The organism is Niastella populi, assembly GCF_002078015.1.
Lineage (GTDB): Bacteria > Bacteroidota > Bacteroidia > Chitinophagales > Chitinophagaceae > Niastella > Niastella populi.
Genome location: NZ_LWBP01000196.1, coordinates 13,817 through 38,825, shown reverse-complemented (window position 1 = coordinate 38,825; position 25,009 = coordinate 13,817). Strand labels below are relative to the sequence as shown.

At 46.0% G+C, this 25,009-nt stretch carries 15 protein-coding genes; 14 read left to right on the top strand and 1 reads right to left on the bottom strand.

Annotated features, from left to right (window positions below; translation table 11 throughout):
* The first annotated feature begins 10 nt into the window (after positions 1-10).
* The 14 genes from A4R26_RS21160 to A4R26_RS21095 all read left to right on the top strand — a co-directional run bounded on the left by A4R26_RS21160 (position 11) and on the right by A4R26_RS21095 (position 22,806).
* Entirely contained in the window at positions 11-1,543 is a 1,533-nt protein-coding gene (locus A4R26_RS21160; RefSeq protein ID WP_081168085.1) for an alpha-L-arabinofuranosidase family protein, read from the top strand.
* A 33-nt stretch (positions 1,544-1,576) separates the two neighbouring features.
* The gene (locus A4R26_RS21155; protein ID WP_081168082.1) at positions 1,577-3,496 is read left to right on the top strand and encodes an alpha/beta hydrolase-fold protein; all 1,920 of its coding nucleotides are present in this window, start codon (positions 1,577-1,579) and stop codon (positions 3,494-3,496) included.
* 31 nt (positions 3,497-3,527) lie between these two features.
* The gene (locus A4R26_RS21150; RefSeq protein WP_081168078.1) at positions 3,528-6,041 is read left to right on the top strand and encodes a glycoside hydrolase family 9 protein; all 2,514 of its coding nucleotides are present in this window, start codon (positions 3,528-3,530) and stop codon (positions 6,039-6,041) included.
* Between the two features lie 7 nt (positions 6,042-6,048).
* Positions 6,049-7,395: a family 43 glycosylhydrolase gene (locus tag A4R26_RS21145; protein WP_081168075.1), complete on the top strand. Its 1,347-nt coding sequence runs from the start codon at positions 6,049-6,051 to the stop codon at positions 7,393-7,395.
* A gap of 320 nt (positions 7,396-7,715) precedes the next feature.
* Entirely contained in the window at positions 7,716-10,907 is a 3,192-nt protein-coding gene (locus A4R26_RS21140; protein ID WP_081168071.1) for a SusC/RagA family TonB-linked outer membrane protein, read from the top strand.
* Between the two features lie 11 nt (positions 10,908-10,918).
* Positions 10,919-12,736 carry a RagB/SusD family nutrient uptake outer membrane protein gene (locus A4R26_RS21135; RefSeq protein ID WP_081168066.1) on the top strand — a complete coding sequence of 606 codons (1,818 nt, stop codon included), beginning with the start codon at positions 10,919-10,921 and terminating at the stop codon, positions 12,734-12,736.
* A gap of 91 nt (positions 12,737-12,827) precedes the next feature.
* The gene (locus tag A4R26_RS21130; RefSeq protein ID WP_242674977.1) at positions 12,828-15,641 is read left to right on the top strand and encodes a SusC/RagA family TonB-linked outer membrane protein; all 2,814 of its coding nucleotides are present in this window, start codon (positions 12,828-12,830) and stop codon (positions 15,639-15,641) included.
* Between the two features lie 26 nt (positions 15,642-15,667).
* Positions 15,668-17,422, top strand: a complete 1,755-nt coding sequence (locus tag A4R26_RS21125; RefSeq protein WP_081168063.1) for a RagB/SusD family nutrient uptake outer membrane protein — start codon at positions 15,668-15,670, stop codon at positions 17,420-17,422.
* A 58-nt stretch (positions 17,423-17,480) separates the two neighbouring features.
* Positions 17,481-18,521 carry a DUF5627 domain-containing protein gene (locus A4R26_RS21120; RefSeq protein ID WP_081168060.1) on the top strand — a complete coding sequence of 347 codons (1,041 nt, stop codon included), beginning with the start codon at positions 17,481-17,483 and terminating at the stop codon, positions 18,519-18,521.
* A gap of 149 nt (positions 18,522-18,670) precedes the next feature.
* Positions 18,671-19,123, top strand: a complete 453-nt coding sequence (locus A4R26_RS21115; protein WP_081168057.1) for a VOC family protein — start codon at positions 18,671-18,673, stop codon at positions 19,121-19,123.
* A complete protein-coding gene (locus A4R26_RS21110; RefSeq protein ID WP_341350291.1) occupies positions 19,120-19,320 on the top strand; it encodes a T9SS type A sorting domain-containing protein in 201 nt (66 codons plus the stop codon). Before A4R26_RS21115 ends, A4R26_RS21110 begins: the two co-directional genes overlap by 4 nt.
* Before the next feature lie 187 nt (positions 19,321-19,507).
* The gene (locus A4R26_RS21105; protein WP_081168051.1) at positions 19,508-20,197 is read left to right on the top strand and encodes a hypothetical protein; all 690 of its coding nucleotides are present in this window, start codon (positions 19,508-19,510) and stop codon (positions 20,195-20,197) included.
* Positions 20,198-20,269: 72 nt separating this feature from the next.
* Complete coding sequence (locus A4R26_RS21100; protein ID WP_081168048.1) at positions 20,270-21,079, top strand: helix-turn-helix domain-containing protein; 810 nt, start codon at positions 20,270-20,272, stop codon at positions 21,077-21,079.
* A gap of 71 nt (positions 21,080-21,150) precedes the next feature.
* Positions 21,151-22,806, top strand: a complete 1,656-nt coding sequence (locus A4R26_RS21095) for a serine hydrolase domain-containing protein (protein WP_081168045.1) — start codon at positions 21,151-21,153, stop codon at positions 22,804-22,806.
* Positions 22,807-22,907: 101 nt separating this feature from the next.
* Here the strand turns inward: A4R26_RS21095 and A4R26_RS21090 are convergent, their stop codons facing one another.
* Positions 22,908-24,923, bottom strand: a complete 2,016-nt coding sequence (locus tag A4R26_RS21090; protein WP_081168042.1) for a M13 family metallopeptidase — start codon at positions 24,921-24,923, stop codon at positions 22,908-22,910.
* Between the last annotated feature and the right edge of the window lie 86 nt (positions 24,924-25,009).

Here is a 25,009-nt window from a genome sequence, read left to right as displayed (position 1 = left end):
CCTGTCTCAAATGAAAAAACGACTTTTCGCATTATTGATCCTGCTGCCTTCCCTGCTACCTGCGCAGGAGGCCACCATTAAAATAAATATTGAAAGGAACATAGGCGAAATCGATCCCGGCATCTACGGGGTATTTATGGAACCGATACAGTTTAACGGTAGAAGATTCGGTTTGCCCGATTCGGTACAGTTCAATACGCTGTATGGGACCTTATACGATCCTGCTTCGCCACTGGCCGATGAGAATGGCTTTAAGAAGAACTATATTGAAGCCATGAGAGAATTAAAGATCACCAATATGCGCTGGCCGGGCGGGAATTTTTTAATGGGCTATAACTGGCAGGACGGTATCGGCGACAGGTCACAGCGCCCGGCGCGCATCAACCTGGCATGGGGCGGTATAGACAACAATCATGTGGGTACCGATGAATGGTTTGCCCTGAATAAAGCGATAGGCAGTGAAAATGTGGTGTGTGTGAACCTCGGTCTGGGCGATATAAAAGATGCCGTTTACTGGCTGGAATACTGTAACTATCCAAAGGGAACGTATTACTCAGACCTGCGCGCCAAAAACGGCCATAAGGAACCATACAATGTTAAGATCTGGGACCTCGGCAATGAAGTAGACGGTTATCCCTGGGAGCTTGGTTACAAAACGGCAGAAGATTACGTAAAAATTGGCCGGGAAGCGGCCAAAGCCATGAAGTCGGTTGACAGTACTATCAAACTGGTGGCCGCCGGTTCTTCCTGGTATGAACCTACAGGCATATGGATCGACTGGAACCGGAAAGTATTGGAGGGACTGGGCGACAAGATCGATTATTTATCTATCCACCGGTACTGGGAAAGATCAGATGATTATTATAATTATATCGGGCAAAGTGCGATGGATTTTGAAGAAAAGATAACAATACCGGCAGCCCAGATAGAAACGGCACGTGTAAAGAACGGCATCAAAAAACCAATTTATATTACGGTAGACGAGTGGGGGCTGATGTCGAGAAATACGCTATCTGTTCTACCTGTTGCGCAATGTTTCAATTCTTTTCTGCGCCATGCCGATGTGGTTAAGATGGCGAATTTTACCCTGCTCACTTCGTTACTGGCAAATGACAACAAAAAGGGAACGTTTAAAACACCCCTGTTCTATATTTTCAGGGCGTTTTCAAATAATTGCCGCGGAACATCGGTAGATACCGATGTTTACTGCGATAAGTTCAATACGCCGAAATTTAACGACATTCCTTACCTCGATGTTACCACCACCTGGTCGAAAGAAACAAATACAGTTTACATCAATGTAGTGAACCGGCACAAAGAGAAGGCAATTGCCGCCGGCATCGTACCTGTAACCGGCAGCTTTACCGGTAAAGCCGAAGCCAGCCTTATTGCCGGCGCTTCATTGAACGAAGTATATGAATACGATAAACAGGATCAGTACGTTCCCGTTAAAAAAGTGTTTGACGCAAAGGGAAAACAGTTTACATATACATTCCCGCCGCATTCCTTTACGCAGATAAAAGCAGGAGTGATGCTTAAATAAGCCGTTAAAGTCATAAGTAAAATACCAGGATATATGAAACAATTATTGTTTGCCATAGTCTTCTTGTTAAGCGGTTCGTTGATCCATGCACAGGAGCGGGAGCAACAGGCGCCGGCCGGTTTCGATTCACTGCGCACCGGCATTCCGCAGGGGAAGATCGATACCGTCAGTTATAATTCGAAATCGGTTGGCGTAACGAGAAGAGCGCTCATCTATACCCCGCCGGGTTTTTCAAAAAAGAAGAAGTACCCGGTTTTATACCTGTTGCATGGCATAGGCGGCGATGAAAAGGAATGGTTGAAAGGAGGAAGGCCGCAGGTGATCCTCGATAACCTGTATGCATCAGGTAAAATTGAGCCAATGATAGTGGTGATGCCTAACGGCAGGGCTATGAAAGACGATCGCGCCACGGGTAATATTATGGCGCCCGATAAAGTACAGGCATTCGCCGATTTTGAAAAGGACCTGCTGAATGACCTCATTCCCTTTATTGAAAAAAAATACCCGGTACTTACCAGCAGGGAGCACCGCGCCATAGCCGGGCTTTCAATGGGCGGCGGACAATCGCTGAACTTCGGCCTCGGCAATTTGGATAAGTTTGCCTGGGTGGGTGGTTTCTCTTCGGCCCCAAACACTAAAAAGCCGGAAGAACTGGTGCCTGACCCGGAAGCGGCAAAAAAGAAACTCAAACTGTTATGGATCTCCTGCGGCGATAACGACAGGCTGATCGCATTCAGCAAACGTACACACGATTACCTGTATGAACACGGCGTACCTCACATCTATTATATTGAACCCGGCGTACATGATTTTAAGGTTTGGAAGAACGGCCTGTACATGTTCTCCCAATTCCTGTTTAAACCGGTTGATACCTCCACCTTTATGAAGTATACGATTTTGGGTTCACCGGCATCAACAAACGTACGATCGGCCGCTTATCCGCAGATCCTGCCCGACAACCGCGTTGTATTCCGCACCAAAGCGCCAAACGCGCAAAAAATGCAGATAGACCTGGTTAAAAAGTACGACATGGTAAAGGATACCGGCGGATACTGGAAAGTTACTACCGACTCTGTAAGTGAAGGTTTTCATTACTATTCTTTGCTGATCGATGGTGTTGCGGTAGCCGATCCTGCCAGTGAAACCTTCTATGGCATGGGCCGCATGGCAAGCGGTATTGAAATTCCTTTCCGCGGCGGAGGCTATTATGCTGTAAAGGATGTGCCGCATGGCGATGTAAGAATAAAAAGATACTATTCAAACGTTACCAACTCATGGCGGCGCTTATTCATCTATACTCCGCCCGGTTATGATGAAAATTCCAATGAAAAATATCCTGTGTTGTACCTGTTGCATGGCGGTGGCGAAGATGAAAGCGGTTGGGTAAGACAGGGGCGAACCGATATCATCCTCGATAACCTGGTTGCTGAAAAAAAAGCAAAACCCATGCTCATCGTTATGATGGATGGCAACTTCAGCACCGGCATCGCCGGATTCAATGAACAGGCATTGAGAACTTTTGAAAATGATCTGAAACAGCAGGTAATACCGTTTGTAGAAAAGAACTACCGGGCAGCAACAGATGCGGGTAACAGGGCGCTTGCCGGTTTGTCGATGGGCGGGTTGCAAACATTGTATGCCGGCATAAAAAACACGCAGCAGTTTTCGTACCTGGGAGTTTTCAGCTCGGGCTGGTGGGCAAATCAACCTGCGCTATACGCGCCCCAATATGAATTCATGAAAAGCAATGCGGCAACCATCAACAACAACCTGAAACGCCTGTGGATCGCCATGGGCGGAAAGGAAGACATTGCTTACAACAATTGTAAGATCATGCTTTCCAAATTCGATGAAATGAATATCAAATACCAATACAGCGAATACCCCGGCGGACATACCTGGCCGGTATGGCGGAATAACCTGTACAATTTTGCACAGGAATTGTTCCGGTGATCCTCGATGAAGCTGCATAAACTATTACGATATGAAAACTTTATCCATTGCTTTTTGCCTGCTTGTTTCAACGGTTGCTTATGCACAAAAACTGCAATTGAACGATTCGGCCTATTTTGAAACACCCGGCGTAAATATATTGGTCTTCAACAGCCAGTACAACGGCATGTTCTTCGATGAAAAGACCGCTGGTATCGAATTGATCCATCACGGCGTAAGAACCGCTACCGGCGGCGCAGTACGTTTACAGCATACACCTGAACAGTGGGACCTGGTGCCTGCATTGACCGGCAGGAAAGTTGACAGGCAAAAAAACAGCATAGAAACCGCATTGAGGTATGATGAGTTTGGTTTTAATTCAAGGATCACTGTAATGGCAAAAGACAATGGCGTGGAGATCAGTGTATTCCTCGATAAACCGTTGCCGGAAAAACTGGAAGGCAAGGCCGGCTTCAATCTCGAGTTCTTACCTACGGCCTATTTTGAAAAGAGCTACCTGGTCGATGGAAAAGCAGGCAGCTTCCCATTGTACCCTGCCGGTTCAACCAAAATAGCATCTGCCGATCATAGAATACCCCAGTTTGCAGGGCATACTACTTTTGATGACAGGGAAAGGAACGAATTTATCGTTCCGCAACCACTGGCCGCCGGTAATACGATCGTGCTGGCACCGGAAGATCCGGAGCGGTTGGTGAAGATCCATTCAACTGATGCGGCATTGATGCTGTTTGACGGACGAAACCTGGCGCAGAACGGGTGGTTCATCGTACGCAGTCTGTTGCCGGCAAATAAGACCGGGAAAGTGCTCAGCTGGTACCTCGAGGCCAATGCAATACCCAATTGGAAGCGCGCGCCCATGATCGCATTTTCACAGGTTGGCTACCGGCCGCTGCAGGAAAAAACAGCCGTTATTGAACTGGATAAAAACGATCTGCCATTACCGTCAGCATCGCTATTTCAGGTCACTTCCGACGGCACTGCGGTAGAAAAACTAAAAGCGGAAACAAAGCCATGGGGTCAATACCTGCGTTATAATTATGTAAAGTTCGATTTCACCGCTGTAAAAGAGCCCGGACTTTATTTTATTCAATATGGCGATCAGAAAACAAATGTTTTTACGATAGGGCAGGATATTTATAAAGATAGCTGGCACCCGACACTGGATGTGTGGTTCCCGGTGCAAATGGACCACATGCAGGTGAATGAAGCCTACCGCATCTGGCATGGCGTTCCGTTCCTCGATGATGCCCTGCAGGCGCCCGTGAACCATCAGCATTTCGATGGTTACAAAATGGGGCCGGTTACCGATACAAAATACAAACCGTACGAACGCATACCCGGGCTGGCGGTTGGCGGCTGGTTCGATGCCGGTGATTTCGACATTCAAACCGGATCGCATTGCAGCGCCATTTTAAGTTTTGTGGCTGCATGGGAAAAACTACAACTGAACCGCGATGAAACTTTTATCGATCAGGCAACACGGTATGTAGATATCCATCGTCCCGACGGAAAACCCGATCTGTTACAGCAGATAGAACATGGCACCCTGAACCTGGTGGCGCAAGTGAAAAATATCGGCCACCCGGTACGCGGCATTATTGTACCGTACCTGCATCAATACCATCACCTCGGCGATGCATCTACAGAAACAGACAATCTTCCCTATAATTCTAGCCTGAAGCCCTGGCAAAGTGATGGAAGGTCCAGCGGCACAAAGGACGACAGGTGGGCTTTTACGAACCGCAGCCCGTTTCTCGACTATCATACCGCTGCCGCCCTGGCTGCAGCTCACCGGGCATTGAAAGGTTACAATGATTCCTTATCGCAGCGATGTTTACAGTACGCCCGCAAATTATGGAGTGAGAATGCCAGGCAAACGACCGGCAGCGATACCGGGTTCATGGCAGCCTTCAGAAGGAACTCCGAGTTGGCGGCAGCCCTGCAGCTGTTCGTTGCCACAAAAGACGAACAATATGCCAGTCGTTTCAAATCCATGATCTTCCCGGCGCTCGACAGGTCGCTGCAGTTTGGCATGGCCGTGGCATTGCAGGCTTATCCATTTATGGATAAGGATTATCAGAACAAAATGCGCGAATACGTAGTGAAGTTCAAAACTATGAGCGACGGTTACAATAAGCTGAACCCGTTCGGGGTGCCGATGACGGCAAGAGGGTGGGGCGGTAATGCAACGATCATCAATTGGGCAATAACCAATTATTATGCGCATACGTTGTTCCCGGATATTATTGGTGCAGAATATATATACAAGGGGCTGAACTATATTTATGGTTGTCATCCCTACCATAACCTGTCATTTGTTTCCGCTGTGGGAACCCGCTCCAAAAAAGTGACGTATGGTATCAACAGGGCCGATTTCAGTTATATCGCCGGCGGCGTTGTGCCCGGGCTGTTATTACTGCAACCCGATTTCCCCGAGAACAAGGAAGACTGGCCATTCTTATGGGGCGAAAATGAAGTGGTGATCGATATATGCGCCTCCTATATTTTTTTATCGGCAGCCGTAAACGATTTAAAAAGTAAATAACTCATCTATGCGCAACCATATTATAATGCTGGGCCTGCAGGTATTGCTTGTTATTATTGCCACCCGCCTGAATGCGCAAAATCCATTGATCCGTGATCAGTTTACCGCCGATCCTTCCGCGCGGGTATTTGGCGACAGGGTATACGTGTATCCTTCGCATGATATCCTGGCCACCGAAGGCCGTGGCCGCGTTGGCTGGTTTTGTATGGAAGATTACCATGTGTTCTCTTCTTCCAACCTCACCGACTGGACAGATCATGGAATGATCGTTCACCAGAACAGCGTACCCTGGGTTAGGCCAGATAGTTATAGTATGTGGGCGCCGGACTGTATATACCGGAACGGTAAATATTATTTCTATTTCCCCACCATGCCAAAAGATACCAGCAGGGTCCGCGGGTTCACCATTGGGGTGGCCATTGCCGAAAAACCCGAAGGGCCATTTGTACCGCAGCCTTTGCCCATCGATGGTGTGAGGGGTATCGATCCCAATGTGTTTATCGATAAGGATGGGCAGGCCTACCTGTACTGGTCACAGGGACATATCTATGGCGCAAAGTTGAAAGAAAATATGGTGGAGCTTGCTTCCGGTCCCGTGGTATTGGGCGATCTGCCAAACAAAGGACTGAAAGAAGGGCCGTACCTGTTCGAACGGAACGGAATATACTATATGACCTATCCCCATGTAGAAAATAAAACCGAACGGCTCGAGTATGCAACGGGAAACAATCCACTGGGCCCTTTTAAAATAACCGGTGTTATTATGGATGAATCGCCGGTTGGCTGCTGGACAAACCACCATTCCATTATACAGTTTAAAGAACAATGGTATTTGTTTTATCATCATAATGATTATTCTCCGGCTTTCGACAAAGCCAGGTCGATACGGGCCGACAGCCTGTTCTTTAACGCCGATGGCACTATTCGCAAAGTGGTGCCTACTTACCGGGGCATTGGCGTCACAAAAGCCAACACACAGATCCAAACCGACCGGTATAGTGCTATTGCTGACAAGGGAGCCTCGATAGCTTTTCTTGATACCGCTCAAAAATTTCAGGGCTGGAAAACGATATTGGAGGGCGCCGGGGCCTGGGTTCAATATAACAATGTCGATTTTGGAAAAAAGAAATTAAGGTCGGTTACCGCAATGGTACAGTCGCCAAACGGCGGCACTTTGCAAATACGCATAAATGACAGCGAGGGGCCGGTACTGGCTGAAATGCAGGTTGCTGCCGCCGGCAAATGGCAACCTGTAAAAATTCCCCTGCTGCGGTTTGAGCCGGACCTTCATAATCTGTTCGTTGTGTCGAAAGATAACAACAGGATTGAAATTGACTGGACAGGTTTTGAATAGCAACGACCGTACTATCGAACATATTTACCCTAAGTTCAAACAATCGAGCGCTTCCTTTTATAGTGGCTTAACTAACTTTGAAAGTGACGGTCACTGAATTCCCTGAATCGATTGCCGTTAGTCACTAACGATCATAATGCCAAAACTATCTTTTAACCATTAACTACTGCCATATGAAAAAAATTACCTGAATACTACTTCATATCATTTCTTAGTTACCACTTCACATCAATTGCGAAGACCAAAGACATTCATTGCTGGCCGGGCAGTTTGCTGCTCCCGGGCCAGGCAGACTTCTATTTAATATTATAAACTACGATATGAAAAATTGTAAACGGGACCTTTTGTTCCGCAGGCACTGCTTTGCCCCCCAAAACCTGCTGGCCATATTCCTGAACATACTTGCACTCGCGCTCATATCGCTGCCCGCACGCGCGGATAGTATGGTAAACGGCTTTTATTTCGGAATGCCCGGTAAACCGGCATCAAACAGGTTTGCATTAATTGTAAACGGAAAAATTACAGATGACAAAGGCAATCCCATCGGGGAGGTGACCATTGCTGAAAGAGGCACCGAAAATATCACCATGTCGAAAGCAGACGGTACATTCTCCCTGACCGTGGTAAATGAAAAGGCCGTACTGGTTTTTTCGCATGTCGGTTACACACAGCAGGAAGTGGCCGTGAAAGGCAAACAATACATTCAGGTAAAACTGGTGCTTTCCTCATTATCGATGGACAGTACGATTGTGGTAGGTTACGGCAGGCAGAAAAAACAAAGCCTGGTAGGCGCCATATCGCAGGTGAAAGGCGACGTATTGCAAAGAACAGGCGGCGTTTCGAGCCTCGGTGCAGCGTTAACGGGAAATTTGCCCGGCGTAATAACGGTAGCAACACAGGGAACGCCGGGAGCGGAAGACCCGAGGATCTACATCCGCGGGCAAAGTACATGGAATAACAGCGATCCCCTGATTCTGGTAGACGGTATCGAACGCCCGATGAACAGCGTGGATATCGGTTCTGTTGAAACTATCTCCGTTTTAAAAGATGCATCCGCTACTGCCGTTTTTGGCGTCAAAGGCGCCAATGGCGTAATTCTTATAACCACAAAACGGGGCAGGGAAGGAAAGGCGGAAATCCGTTTTACCGGTAATGCCACCGTGAAGATCCCTTCAAAACTTGCCAGTAAACACGATGCATACGATGCAATAAGGATCCGCAATCAGGCCATCGAGCGCGAGCTGGGTGTGTCACCGTCTTCCTGGTATAGTTATGTGCCTTATGCCGAACTCGAAAAATATCGCCATCCCGCAAATCAGGAAGAGGCCGAGCGGTATCCGAACATCGACTGGCAAAAACAACTGGTGAAAGACCATGTCATGTCATACAACGGCAGCCTTAATATTTCGGGTGGTTCTCCGCTGGTTAAATACTTCACATCGGTAGATTATCTGCATGAAGGCGATATCATAAAAAAAATAGATAACGGAAAGTCATATAAACCCGGCTATGGATTCGACCGGGTGAATGCGCGTACCAACCTCGACTTCAATTTAACCAGGTCAACCGTACTTACCGCAAACCTGGCCGGCTCTTATGGTGTAAAGCAGGATGCCTATGGACAGGATAGCTGGGAGTACCGGATATGGCAAAGTATTTATAATAACGCACCCAATATTTATTATCCCAGGTATTCCGACGGCGGCTGGGGATACTTTCCGCTGGAAACAGTATCTACCATAAACTCCCTGGCAGTAATGGGTAACAACGGCGTGCGTAAAACGACTACTACCCGCATCACAACCGATTTTACCTTACGGCAGGACCTCAGCGCTCTTCTTAAGGGACTGGCAGCAAAGGGAACGCTTTCCTTCGATAATTCATTCGTATCGCAGGGTGGTATTTATGACAATGGAAATATTCAACAGGAATACATCGACCCCGTAACCGGTGAAAAGAAATACAGCCAGTATTTAGGCACCAATCAATTCGACTGGATCCCCCCGCGCTGGAATCCCAATCCCGACGCCGTGCAAAACGGCGCTACCTATCGCAAATTGTTCTACCAGTTACAGGTAGACTATGCGCGGCGGTTCGGCCGGCACGATGTTACCGCCATGGGAATGTTCAGCCGCGATAAATATGCTACCGGCAGTGAGTTTGAGCATTTTCGGGAAGACTGGGTAAGCAGGGTTACCTATAATTACGACGGCAGGTATTTCGCCGAATTCAATGGCGCCTACAACGGTTCTGAAAAGTTCGGCCCCAACTACCGGTTTGCCTTCTTTCCTTCTGCAGCAGCAGGATGGATGATCAGCAATGAGCGCTTCATGCAAAACCAGACGTTCCTGAATACATTGAAACTGCGCGCTTCGTATGGGCAGGTAGGCAATGATAATGTAAACGGCCGCTGGCTGTATATGACCACCTGGACCTATGGCGGCAATGCCCCATTGGGCTCGTCGGCTGGCCAGAACAGTCCGTATACCTGGTGGGCCGAAGCGCGCACGAGCAGCGGCAACCCGGATATTCATTGGGAAAAAGTGACAAAGACCAATTTCGGGCTCGACTATGCCTTTTTGAACGGTTTAATTTCAGGCAGTGTGGAAGTGTTCAACGATTACAGAACCGATATCCTGCTGGCCGGTACTTCCCGTTCGGTGCCTTCTTATTTCGGCGTACAGCCTGCAACAGCCAACGTAGGTAAGGTGCGTAACAAAGGATATGAAATTGAATTGAGATTAAATAAAACATTACCCAAAGGCATCAGGCTGTGGGCAAACTTTGCCATGACGCATGCCAAAGACAGGATCATAGAAGGAGAGGACGCGCTTTTGCTGGATGAATACCAGAAAAGGGCAGGGAAGTCTATCGGCCAGGCTTATTCCTATGTAAGCAGCGGTTTTTATAATACCTGGGATGAAGTGTATGGCAGCATCCGCCTCAATACTTATGACAACCAGAAATTGCCCGGTAACCTGAACATGATTGATTATAATGGCGATGGCGTAATAGATAATAAAGACCGCGTTCCTTATGGTTATCCCGAACGGCCGCAGAACACCTATAATGCCACTGTGGGTTTTGAATGGAAAGGGTTCAGCGCCTTTGTGCAGTTCTATGGCGTTAATAACATAAACCGTTACCTGCAACTCGTTAGTTTTTCGGGGCAATACCACTACGACAATGTGTATAAACAAGGCAGCTACTGGACAAAAGACAATCCCAATGCCGATGTGCCCATGCCGCGTTATGCGAGCGTAATGCCCTATTACGGCACCACTTATTTGTACGACGGCTCCTACCTGAGATTGAAAAACGCAGAGGTCGCCTACACTTTTAAGCTGGCGCAGCTTCAGCATATAGGCATCAACATGTTCCGCATTTACCTTAATGGCGATAACCTGTTATTATGGACGAAAATGCCCGATGATCGCGAAGTAAGTATGGGCGCAGCCACTGCGTATCCTACCATCAGGCGTATCAATCTGGGGTGTAATGTAACTTTTTAAAAGCTTGCTATATGAGAAGGTATTCATATCTGATTATAACCGTTTTTTTTCTGCTGGCATTAACGGGGCTTTCTTCCTGTAAACGGTATCTCGACAGGGCGCCCGCCGCAGATGTTTCACCAACGGATGCATATATAAATTTTACAAATTTCCAGGGGTTTACGGAAGAGCTGTATTCCCTGATACCCGAATATACCAGCAAAACCTGGGCCTGCGACTGGATCCTGGGCGATGAGATCATTCACAAGACCGGCGTAACCTGGCTGAATGAACAACTGGATAACGGAGATTCGTGGTCATGGACAACCGGTGAATGGATCTCCTGGCTGGATGCGCCCAATTATAATCCCGACCCAACTACCGGATTCGGCAAAGGCTTATGGCCAAACTCGTGGTACGGCATTCACAAAGCCAATTTAGGCCTGGCCAATCTTGAAAAACTCGCTGGTACGCAGGAGGAGAAAGACCTGATAAAAGGCCAGTTATTGTTTTTCAGAGGCTGGTTCCATTTTGAATTGATGACGTACTGGGGCGGGCTCCCATACATCGATACGGTGTTATCACCCAGCGCAAAGTTGAATTTGCCCCGTCTTGATTACCAGGTAATGGCCGACCGGGCGGCGGCCGACTTTAAAGCGGCGGCCGAACTGTTGCCGGTTGACTGGGACAATACCGATGCCGGTAAGGCCACGCTGGGTAAAAACCAGCTGCGCATTACAAAGGTCACTGCGCTTGGCTATCTGGGTAAGAATTACCTGTATGCAGGCAGCCCGCTGATGAACAGGTCGTCTACAGGTAATACAGGTTACAGCATCGAGTATTGCAAAAAAGCGGCTGATGCATTTGCTGAGTTGCTGAAACTGGTCGACAGCCGCGCAACCTGGGTGAGGCTGATCGATTATACCCGTTACAGCGATCTTTTCTATACCAATGGAGGAAGTTTCATTCCCGGCTATCCGGAAGCCATTTTTCAAAACCCGGTGTATAGTTCGTGGTTTGCCGGTTGTCCCTGGGGCCCAAGTTCGATCTTTGCCGAAGGAAATATAGGTGGAGGGTATGCATCACCGAATGCGCGGTTTGTAGAAAATTACGGCATGGCCAACGGCCTGCCCATCGATGATCCACAATCGGGCTACGACCCGGCCAACCCATGGGTTAACCGCGATCCGCGTTTTTACCACGACATCGTCATTGACAAAGATCAGATCATAAAAGGGTCTGCCCCGGCCGACAAAGAAAAGTTCAGGTATGCCAACCTCTCAAATACCGGGCCCAGCCGCGATCATTCGGCAATAGGGCGTACCGGTTACCTGCTGCGGAAACTCACTCCCATGACAGCGAATAATATCGACAATTTCCCCAATAACTATATGCACCTGTCATATATGCGCCTGGCCGATGTTTACCTGATGTATGCCGAAGCAGTATTGCATGGCTATGGTTCGGCAACCAGTACAGGGCCGAATTATATCACACCTGAAGAGGCGCTCAACAAAATAAGAGACCGTTGCGGGGCCGGAAAAGTGGCCCAAAAGTATGTGACCGATAAGGATATGTTTATGAGTGAGCTCATTCGCGAACGCGCCATGGAACTTGGCTTTGAAGAAGAGTTCCGTTATAACGACCTGCGCCGGTGGCTGCTTGCCGGGCAGTTGAAGTACAGGGAAAAGACCGCGATAGATTTCGACCGCGACGCAAATGGCAAACCGGTCAATATAAGAGAAAGGATACTGGTGACCCGCAAGTTTGAGGACAAGAATTACTGGCTGCCTTTAAAAATAAACGATGTAAACCTTTATATCTCGTTCAGCCAGAACGCCGGTTACTGAGAGCAATTTCTGATTTTGAGATTTTGAGATTTTAAATCATAAATCCCGAAATCAAAAAACCTGTTAGTACTTAACGCCAAAAAAGAAAATAATGAATAAAAATATCCTGGCCGGAATGTTCGTTTGCGGTGCGTTGTATAGCGGTGTTAGCGTAAAAGGGCAGGCGCAAACGGAAGCCAACCCAAACATACCAACCCCCGGCCGCGACTCTGCAGTACATATAGCTTACAGAACGGTTGATAAAAAAGAGCTGCCCGGCGCCATTTCGATTATAAACCCGCCACAATACCTCGACAAAAATTTCGGAAACTATCCGTTGGAGGGATCGGCAGCATTTGTGGGAGGCAACAACTTCTGGAACATCGGCGCGCCGCTCGTGCTTATAGATGGCGTGCCCCGTTCTGTTAACGATATAACCGCAAACGAAATTGAACAAATAAGTTTTTTAAAAGGCGCCAACGCGGTCGTGTTGTATGGAAGCCGCGCTGCCAATGGCGTAATGCTGATCACCACCAAACGGGGCAGGGCCGGTGCAGCCATCATCAATGTGCGCGCCAACAGCGGCATCAACGTACCGAAATCATATCCCGATTTCCTTGGATCGGCCGAGTATATGCGCTTTTATAATCAGGCTTTGAAAAATGACGGGTTGCCTGCATTGTATGCCGATTCAACCATTGCACGGCACGCTGCCGGTTCCAATCCATACCGTTATCCCGATGTAAACTATTTTTCATCAGATTATTTGCGCAAGGTTTATAATACCCATTCAGCCAATGCCGAATTCTCAAGCGGTACCGGGCGGGCCCGTTTTTATGCCCTGGCAGGTTTTCAAAATCAGAATTCATTACTGAATTTTGGCGAAGGCAAAAAAGAACATAATACCCGTCTTAATCTACGCGGTAATATCGACCTGAAATTAAACGATTACATCAGCACCTATGTAAATGTATCAACCGTTTTTTACACGAACAGGAATGCGTTGGGCAATTACTGGCAACGGGCCGATAGTTTACAACCGCACCGGTTTGCACCGCTTATTCCTGTTAGTTCCGTTAGCGCCGGCTCAAAGAACGCTCAAACACTGGTGAGCGGCAGCCGTAATATTATCGACGGCCAATACCTGTTGAGCGGCACACAGCAATTCCTTACGAATCCTATTTCCGATGTGTATGCCGCCGGGTATAATATTTTTACCAGCCGCCAGTTCCAGTACACAAGCGGCATCGACGTTGATCTTAAAAATGTATTAAAAGGATTGTCATTTCATGGACAAATGAGCATTGATTATTCCAATACATATAATGAATCTGTAAATAATAGTTATGCCATCTATGTACCCACCTGGACAAGCACTGCAGCCGGAGATACCATCGCTCAACTGGCCATGTTCAATAAAGACAGTAAACCCGGCACGCAGAACCTGAGCAATACGTGGAGCGATCAACTGATTGATTTCAACGTACACCTCGACTATGTAAATACCTTCGGGCAAAAACATAACCTGTCTGCCATGCTGATGGCTGATGGCTTGCGGCGCCGCCAGACCGGCGACTACCAGTACCGCACCAATGCCAATGCCGGTTTGCAACTGGCATACAATTATGATCATAAGTATTATGCTGAGTTCACCGGGGCGGTTGTCAATAGCACCAGGTTGCCTGCAGCCACACGCGTTGCTTTTTCACCAACCGTAAGCCTCGGCTGGCTGTTGAACGAAGAACGTTTTCTGAAAGGCTCAGGTGTGGTCGACCGCCTGAAACTGACGGCAGCTGCCGGTATTGTGAATACCGATCTCGATTTTTCCGCTAACGGTTACTATTTATACAATGCCGTTTATTCACCTACGGCTTTCTATTCCTGGGCAGATGGTACTTACACCAACCGCACAACCACCATATCGCGTGGTGAAAACCTGGCTCTTACCTATGCTAAAAGAAAGGAAATAAATGTAAGTGTGGAGGGGTCATTGTTTAAAAGCAAACTCGATTTCCTGGCCAGTTTGTTTTATATAAAGAAAGATGGAATGCCGGTACAGAACTACAGTCTGTATCCCGGCTACTTTTTTACCGGTTTTCCCGAAACATCTTTTGTTCCTTATGCCAACTTCGCGGCCAACCGTTACCAGGGGTTCGACTTCCAGGTGAACTTTCATGAAAACGTGGGCGCAGTAAAACTTACTATCGGGGCGGCCGGCACCTATGTTGCAACAAAAGCCCTGAAACGCGATGAGCTGTTTCCCGATAGCTATCGCAACCGGGCCGGCAAACCGGTTGATGCAATCTTTGGCCTGCAAAGCCGGGGATTGTTTGCCGGTCAGGATGAAATAGATGATCATGAAATACAAAGGTTCGGAACGGTAAAACCCGGCGATATCAGGTATGCAGATCAGAATGGCGACAAGGTAATTGACGAGAAAGATGAAGTGATGATAGGCCGCTGGGGCAGTCCCTTTACAGGTGGTATACATGTTACCGCGCAATGGAAAAACCTCACTCTTTTTGTGTTGGGCACCGCATCGTTCGGTGGTACAGGCATCAGAAGCGGCGATTACCACTGGGTGACCGGCGCCGTTAAATATTCAGCGGTTGTGCGCAATAGCTGGACGGAAGCTACAAAACATGCAGCCGGTTATCCGCGGTTGTCGACACTCGGCAGCGGTAACAACTTCCGGTTTTCCGATTTCTGGACGTACAGTACCGATCGAATCAATATTTCCAAAGTGCAGTTAACCTGGGCTTTCCCGCAGAAAATATTGCAGCAGTCATTTGTAAGGGGATTGAGCCTGTATGTCAGCGGCAGTGATCTGCTCACGATCGCCAAGAACAGGGAGCTTATGGAATTGAATATTGGTACACTGCCACAAACCCGCTTTTTCAATTTTGGTGTTAAAGGTGAATTCTAGGGTTAATTTCCAAATAATTAATTTTTATGAAAGCTAATTTGAATTACCTGTTTGCCTTAGGCATTTTTCTCTGCGGTTGCAAAAAAATACTTTCTCCCGCCGATGAAAATAACCGCGGGCTAAACGATATATATAACGACGCTGCATTTGCAGAAGGCCTGTTGTTGAATGGCTATGTACGGCTGCCCTTGGGGAGTTACTCCTTCAATGACGTGGCCACAGACGATGCGGTGTCGAATAATCCAAACAACAATTTCCGGTTGATGGCAACCGGTAACTGGTCATCTATCAACAATCCGATGGACCAGTATACCGGCGCTTTTGCCGCCATCCAGTACCTGAATATAATTTTAGCCGAAGCCGACAAAGTAAACTGGGCAACATCGGGACAATTCACCAAAGAAATGTTCAACGACCGGGTTAAAGGAGAAGCACATGGGTTGCGGGCACTCTTTATGTATCTTCTGTTACAGGCGCATGGCGGCTGGTCGGCGGATAACAGACTGTTGGGCGTGCCCATCATCACGGAGCCGCTCGATAGTAAATCAAACTTCAAACTGCCGCGAAATACATTTGAAGAATGCGTGCAACAGATCTATACCGACCTGGGCATGGCAGAAAGTTATCTGCCGCTCGATTACGAGAACATTGCTTCTGCCGCTAGTATCCCGGCAAAATACGCAGGTAAAACCACGCTGGCCGATTACAACCGCGTATTTGGGGCGTATAATGCGCAACGGATGACAGCGCGTATTGCCAGGGGTATCAGGGCGAAAGTATCGTTACTGGCTGCCAGTGCAGCATTCAATCAGGCAACGACCGTAACATGGGCAAAGGCTGCCGGCGATGCCGCAGCGGTGCTCGATCTGATCGGCGGTATAGCAGGTATGGCAAATAACGGCGTATACTGGTATGCAAGCCGCAATGCAGGTGAAATAAACGGACTGGCGGCAGGCATTAATCCAAAAGAAGTGCTGTGGCGCGGGAACGTCGGTGATGGCAATAACCTCGAAAGAGACAATTATCCACCTACGTTATATGGGAATGGACGGGTGAACCCAACACAGAACCTGGTAGATGCTTTCCCCATGGCCAATGGTTATCCTATTGCCGATGCAAACAGCGGCTATGATGCAAACAATCCCTATAACAACCGCGACCCCCGTTTGGCACTTTACATTGTGGTAAATGGAAGTAAGATGGGACCCGGCGGCGCATCTGTTTATACCGGTATCGGTACTTCGAATGACGGATTAAATGCTATTTCCACTTCCACACGCACCGGTTTTTATATGCGCAAGTTGTTGCGTGAAGATGTAAATCTGAATCCTGCAGGTACAAACACCCAGCGCCATTACGTACCATACATCAGGTATACCGAAATGTTCCTGGCATATGCCGAAGCAGCCAATGAAGCCTGGGGCCCTGATGGTAAAGGAACACACAATTATTCAGCCCGCGATGTCATTGCAGCAATACGAAAAAGGGCAGGCATTACGCAGCCCGACAATTTCCTGTCATCCATTACCGGCAAAGAAGAAATGAGAACCCTCATCCATAACGAAAGGCGCCTCGAACTGTGTTTTGAAGGTTTCCGTTTCTGGGACCTTCGCCGGTGGAAGGAAAACATTACGGAGCCAGCCAAAGGAGTGCGCATTGATAATAATACCTATACAATAAGTGCTGTTGAAAACAGGCAGTATGCAGACTATATGTATTACGGCCCGCTGCCTTATAACGATGTCCTGAAAGAAGACCTGATACAAAACCGGGGATGGTAAGTTCCCTGCCCGGCCGGGCAGGCGGGCATCTGGCCAAAAACCATTAAAAATTTTTCAGATGAAAAAGATAATATTGTTGTTATGCATTGTTCTGGTGATCTGTTATTCCTGTTCGAATAAAGATTCCGTGTTTCCCGATTATAAATACACAACCGTATATTTTCCCTATCAGTCACCAGTTAAAACCCTGGTGCTTGGGGAAGATATCTTTGATAACTCACTCGACAACGACCATAAATGCCTTATCATGGCAGCGATGGGCGGCGTGTATGAAAACAAAAAAGACGTTACATTGAGTGTGGTGGTTGATACGGCCCTAGCACGCCAGCTTAAATTTGATGCGGCCACAGGCGATAATGTGTTGTACATGCCAGATAACTACTACAGGCTGCCGGCAGCGAAAGATCAAAAGATCGTCATTCCTGCAGGCGAATTAATGGGCGCACTGGAAGTTCAGCTAACAGATGCATTTTTTCAGGATCCCCGTGCTGTAAAAAACACCTTTGTTATTCCGCTGCGCATAACCGGTGTACAAAATGCGGATTCAGTACTCAGTGGTAAAAGCAGCAACAAGGATGCCGACAGGCGAAACCCCGGCGAATGGATAACCCCGCCAAAAGATTATATTCTTTATGCAATCAAATATATCAATCCTTACCATGGCATCTATTTGCGCAGGGGCCTGGATAATGTAAAAGGAACCGGCGGCAATACCGCGCTGGATACAACGGTAATGTATCATGCCCAATATGTTGAAAAAGATGAGTTATGCAGTTTGGTAACGACAGCCATGAACGAAGTAACTGTATCCCTGAATGCAAAGAACCGGGGTAATGTCAATGTGCCGTTCCAGCTGATCCTGCGTTTCGATAGCCAGGGCAAATGCACGATCTCCAGCCCCGCGGCAGCATCTTATGCCATCACGGGCGCAGGTGCGCTGGTAAAGAAGGGCGATATGTGGGGGAATGAAAAGCGCGATGTGATATACCTGCAGTACCAGGCAGATTTTGGTACAACGGCGCATATGTTTAAAGATACCATCGTATTACGCGACAGGGGCGTAAAAATGGAAACATTCAATCCTTTTATAGTTAACTGATAAAGCATAACCCGCAGCGAAAAACATTTACAGTTGGGTTAATTGGCTATAAAAAAGCCCGGGAAAAAATTTCCGGGCTTTTTTATCTTTACCCGGGTTTCATTACCGGTACAAAAATGAAAAATACCTGACGCATAAAATATAACATAATGGCAAAAAGCAAATTGCTAAGTATGCACAATGTAGGCATCGTTGTAGAATCACTCGATGAAGCCATATCATTTTTCACTGAGCTCGGACTAAAGCTCGAAGGGCGGGGCAATGTAGAAGGGGAGTGGGCTGGCCGCGTTACCGGACTGGGCGCTCAAAAAGTTGAGATTGCCATGATGGTTACCCCCGATGGTCATAGCCGGCTCGAACTTTCCCGGTTTCTCACCCCTTCAACCATCTCAGATCACCGCAATGCACCAGTGAATGCACTCGGCTACCTGCGCGTAATGTTCAATGTTGAAAATATCGATGAAATGGTAACCAGGTTAAGTAAACATGGCGCCCAACTCGTTGGTGAAGTGGTTCAATATGAGGATGTATACCGGCTATGCTACATTCGCGGCATAGAAGGTATACTTATTGGCCTGGCAGAAGAAATTGGCAATAAATAAGTAAACTTCTGAATATTGAAACCGGACAATACAAAGATGCCGGGATGTTGATCTTTGATAACCTGGGAAGACTGGTATTGACTTCTACACTTACCGGTAACCGCACCACAGTGGATGTGACCGGCTTTTTACCTGGTGTTTATTTGTTAAAAATACATAACGGCCAGAAAGTTATAAACAGGAAATTTATGAAGTAATAGAAATAGGTTTTTTTTGCTGCTACCGGTATGAGTCTGGTTTAATGTAAACTAAAATCAGACCGGTAAATTGTATTGCCTGTAACATTAGATATTTTATAACAGGTTGTCTATTGATAGTCTCTGTTGTTTTCCGCATTTTGGAAACCGGAAACTATAACCCTGTTGCATAACGCATTTAACTTATATGAAACCTGTAATTTTATTCCTGCTAACCAGTATATCCGTTTCCCTTTACAGCCAACAAACAGGCACCCCCGGCTTTTTAACGCAAATTGGCAGGTCAACCGATGGTTCGGTAAGAGTCTGTTTACTGGTTGATAACAACGGCGATGGGAAGGAGTTGTTTATTTACAGAAATGGAAAAAGCTGGGATACGTTGTCCATAGCGCGAGAGGGAGATAGTTATATCGGGGATACCTGTTTCATTCAAACTGTTCAAATTGACAAAAAGGGTTTGAAAGAAGTGGTATTAAGCTGGTCCACCCAGTTCTCCCACAGTTATGGCGGGTCGCCGGGAGGAAGTTTCAGTAATAAATTTACCAAACATGAGATCTGGAATTTGAATACGGGCAAGAAACTGTTTGCAGCACAGAGTGTTTATTACAATGAGGAACACACAGGCTTCTACAGTGGTACATATTCATCTGATTTAAGAACACGGAAAGTAACCTGTTCTTACCGTTATACCTTTTCTGTAACAAATGAGGGTAAGGTAGTTATCAGCCGGTTACAAGTAAATAATTCCGTTATGTATGACAACGAAACGGTCAACAGGATCAAAGAAGAAAAAAATGCCTGCTCTTTTTCAATGCCCGATCACCAACCCGGCATTTACGTTTTACGGGGCCAACAATTCATCAGGGCAGAGAAATAATCATCATACAATTTTATCACGTATTTTGTAGGTACCTCAATTTATTAAGTTGCTACTAACTAATTAAATTTAATGAACCTTTTACACACCGGACAGTTTTACGGGCAAACAAATAAGACTATTCACCTGAATGGTATTACTTTAACCGATACCGAATACACACTTCCCAAAGTAGATTGGCATTATCACGAAAACGCTTACTTTACTTTTATTCTCCAGGGAAATGTAATTGAAGGCAATAAAAAAGAGATCTACAATTGTTCGGCAGGCAGCTTACTGTTTCATAACTGGCAGGAAGCTCATTATAATATAAAACCGGAAGGTTTTACAAGAGGGTTTCATCTTGAATTGAAAAACACCTGGTTCAGGAATTTTTCTTTCAATATAGCTGCATTGGAGGGAAGCATTAAGATATCAGATCCTGATACCCGGTTTTTATTCTATAAAATATTCAAAGAAACAAAGAGCTACGACGACGTAGCGTCCCTTTCTATCCAAAGTTTGCTTCTGCAGGTATTATCATTGCTGTTTCGCAATTATGAGGTTAAACCTAACAATGATCCCGCATGGGCAGGTAAAGTAAAGGAGATCCTGCACGATGAGTGTTGTAAAAGTCACACGCTTGAAGACCTGGTGAAAACCTTAGACATCCATCCGGTTCACCTTTCAAGGTATTTTCCAAAATACTTTCATTGTACGCTGGGAGAATATGTAAGAAAATTAAGAGTAGAAAAATCCCTGGCTTTATTGTCCAATAAACAATTGCCTTTGACCGAAATAGCGTTTGAATGCGGTTTTGCCGACCAAAGTCATTTCAACCGGTGTTTTAAAAAGATAATGGGCGTTACTCCGCTTACATACAAAAAACTAATACAGCACTAAACCCGGCTGATGTTAATTTCATTCTATTTTTGTTGCAGCCGCAAAGGTAGATTTGTGCTACATACTTTAACATGAATCATTTTATTTTAATATCATGGTTAACTATTATCAGTTCATCACATATATATGCCCAAACGGAAAACATAGTAAGAACGGAGGGCATAACTTCCGGGCTGCACCGTGATAATATAGGTAAGATCTTTTTTACTTCAAAGCACATCCCGCTTTCTCATCTGAAAAAGGGTGATTTTGCAAATACCTATAAGCTAACCAATAAAAGCGATCTTTATTTTGTTGCTTTTATGGGTAATTCAATAACAAACTATTTACATCGTATAGCCCCTGCTTTACCGGCCGATTCACTTGTTAAGATCGGTAACTATCAGTTTGCTTTCTTTGTCGATGGCAAATTGATCTATACAACTAACCTATACCCCGGAGCTCCTTATGCCAAAATTCAGGATAGTGCAACTGTCATTAACAAACCCCTTATCAATAACGACAATGGATATGGACTATGGAGCGAATCTTCCTGGAACAGGTTTATGCATTACGGCGGCGACAGTGCTTTAACGGAGGGCAGCCATACCCTGAAGATGGAAATAAGACCTTACCTGAAAATGGATGAGGTTAAACCGGGTGAATTAATTGCCGCGGGTGAACTCAACCTGGTTGTTGAAAGAAAGCCGGTTATTGATATATCAAAAATCAGGCTTGGCCGGGTTAAAGCATATAACGGTTTTGAGGTTGCAAACGATGATTTTGATAAAAACAGGATCAAAGAATTGAAAGGCAATATAGCGGAAGGTGTTTTTAAGAAAATCAATAGCATCATTGTCATCAAAAATGGAAAACTGTTAATTGAGGAATATTTCAATGGCGAAACCCGTAATACCCTGCATAATCCCAGGTCGGTGGGCAAATCGTTTGCATCGACCATAACGGGCATAGCCATCCATGAAAAGTATTTACAATCGGAAGATCAAAAACTGGCAGAATTTTACAATTTACATTCTTATAAAAATTATTCCTTACAAAAAGAAAATGAAACGCTTGAAGATCTGCTTACGATGAGTGCTGTTTTTGATGGTAACGATGCGGATGGTAAATCGCCCGGCAATGAAGAAAATATGTATCCGACAGGTGACTGGGTAAAATTTACATTAGACTTACCTATTAAAAAGGACACCATTAATAAAGGCTGGCATTATTTTACTGCAGGAGTCGTTCTCCTGGGTGATATTTTAAATAAGCGGGTACCCGGCGGACTCGAAAAATATGCCAATGAGAAGCTGTTTAAACCTTTGGGCATTACTAATTATAAGTGGCAATATACACCGCAAAAAGTGCCTAATACAGCCGGTGGCATTCAAATGAACGCGTTGGATTTTGCAAAGTATGGGCAGTTATATAAAAATGAGGGAAAATGGAATGGAGAGCAACTTATCCCAAAGGAATGGGTAAATAAGACATTTACAAAACACAGGCACATAAGCGGCAGAAACAATGAATATTATGGCTACCTGTTCTGGAATAAAACTTTCCTGGTTAAAAATAAAACATTTGAGGCTTTTTATTGTGCAGGTAACGGAGGAAACCACATCGTAATTTTTAAAGACCAGCCACTGGTTATTGTAGTAACAGCCAGCGCCTATGGACAGTCCTATGCTCATCCGCAGGTAAACAGAATTATTACAGAATATATTTTGCCGGCTGTGGTCAGATAACCCGAAAGCCTCAGTAAGTATAATTCTGGATCACCATCATTTTACGATGGATGCATTGCCTGCAACAGATAGTTGACGAGCAAATGAACCGGATCTCCATATTACCAGACCCTGATCTGTTTATTACTGTCGAGGTACATCATCTCGCCAGGTTTCACATTAAAAGCCAGGTAAAAATCGGGGTTGTTCATGAGCGGGCCATTTACCCGCCACATGGGTGGTGAATGGGGATCATTATTTATCCAGTAGCGAAGGTATTCGTCTTTCATTTTTACCCGCCAGATCCTGGCCACTGAAATGAAAAATCGCTGAATGGGAGTAAACCCGCCGATCTTTGTGGTATCCTGTCCCTGTTTGGTCATTTTAAAAGCATCGAGCGCCACGGCAACGCCGCTTATATCCGCAGTATTTTCTCCTACGGTAAGCTCACCTTTCACATGAATGCTGTCAAGCACGGTGAATTTGCTGTATTGGTCAATCACCTGTTGCGTTTTTGACCTGAATGCTTCGTAGTCCCGCTTTGTCCACCAGTTTTTTACGTTCCCGTCTTTATCAAACTGGGCACCCTGGTCATCAAACGTATGCGTTACCTCATGCCCTATAACCATACCGATACCTCCATAGTTAAGCGCGTCATCGGCGTTATTGTCAAAATAGGGGGGCTGCAGTATCCCGGCAGGGAAAACAATTTCGTTGGCGTATGGATTATTATAAGCGGTTACAGTAGATGGTGTAGTGAACCATTCGGTTTTATCGACCGGTTTTCCCAGTTTGGCAAGATTATACCGCACGTTGTTTGCAGCAGCCGATACCACGTTTTCAAAATATCTATTTCTCACAACGGTTACCTGACTGTAATCGCGCCACTTATCGGGATATCCGATCTTTTTGGTAATGGCAAATAATTTTTCCTTAGCTTTTTGCCTGGTGCTGTCACTCATCCAGTTCAACCGGTCGATCCGGTTGGAAAAAGCCTTCTGCAGGTTATTCACAAGTTCGAGCATCCGCTTTTTAGCCGAATCGGAAAAATACAGTTTCACATATAATTGGCCTAAAGCATGACCCAGGTAGCTATCCACCGCGCTGGCCATCATCTCGCCACGAGGTTTTTGCAAAGCCTGCCCCGTTAGTGCTTTGTTGTATTCAAAGGATGCATTTACAAAAGGCCTGCTTAGGTAATCTGCATAATTATTGATATAATTCGCTTTCGTGTATATTTTCCAGTTCGCAAGAGGGATCGTTTTCAGGAGCGAGTTCACTTTATCGTAATAACGGGGTTGGGCCACATTCAACGAATCTACGGTGGCTCCCAGGGTGTTGAAGTAGGTTGTCCAGCCTACATTCGCCTGTTGTTTATTCAGATCGGCCAGGGCTGTTTTGTGAAAATTGCCTTTTACATCACGCGTTTCAATATTGGTTTTATGCGAAGCAGCCAGTTGCTTTTCTATATCATAAACGATTTCAGCATTTTTGGTTGCCAGAGCCGGATCGCTTCCGGTTAACGTAAAAAGATCACCAATGTATTTTTTATAAGCCTGCCTGATGGAAACGGTGGCCGAATCGTTGTTGAAATAATAGTCCCTGTCGGGCATGCCGATACCTGCCTGGTAAATGTGCCCCATATTCATGCTGCTATTCTCCTGATCGGGTAAAACATGAAATGCAATAAGAGATACATTCGACAATTTAGCCTGCTCTGCCATGAATGTCATCAGCTCAGCAATACTGTTGATGCCATTGATCCGGTGTAACCCGGTTTTGAGCGGCTCAAAACCGCGTTGGTCAATATTGTTCGTATCCATCCCTGAAGCATAGAAATCACCGATCTTTTGTTCAAGACTGCCCGGCGCATTGTTACTTTTTGATACACTGTCAAGGATACTTTGCAACCTGAGGCGCTGCTGAAAGTTCATGAACCGGTAGGCGCCAACGCCCGACTGGCTGGGGGGTATTTGTGCCGTATCGTTCCATTTGGCATTTACATAATTAAAAAAATTATCGCCCGGCCTGTATGTCGAATCGATCCCTTCAATGGCTATAAAGGAGCTTTCTGTAGTATTTGTTTGGCAGGCAATAAATGAAATTAAAATGAAAGATAGCGAACACCAATATTTCATATCTGTCTGGTTGGTAATGAAACTATGTTGAATAACTGATTAAAGATATCATTTTTATGACAGGATTGTTTGTAACCAATTATTTC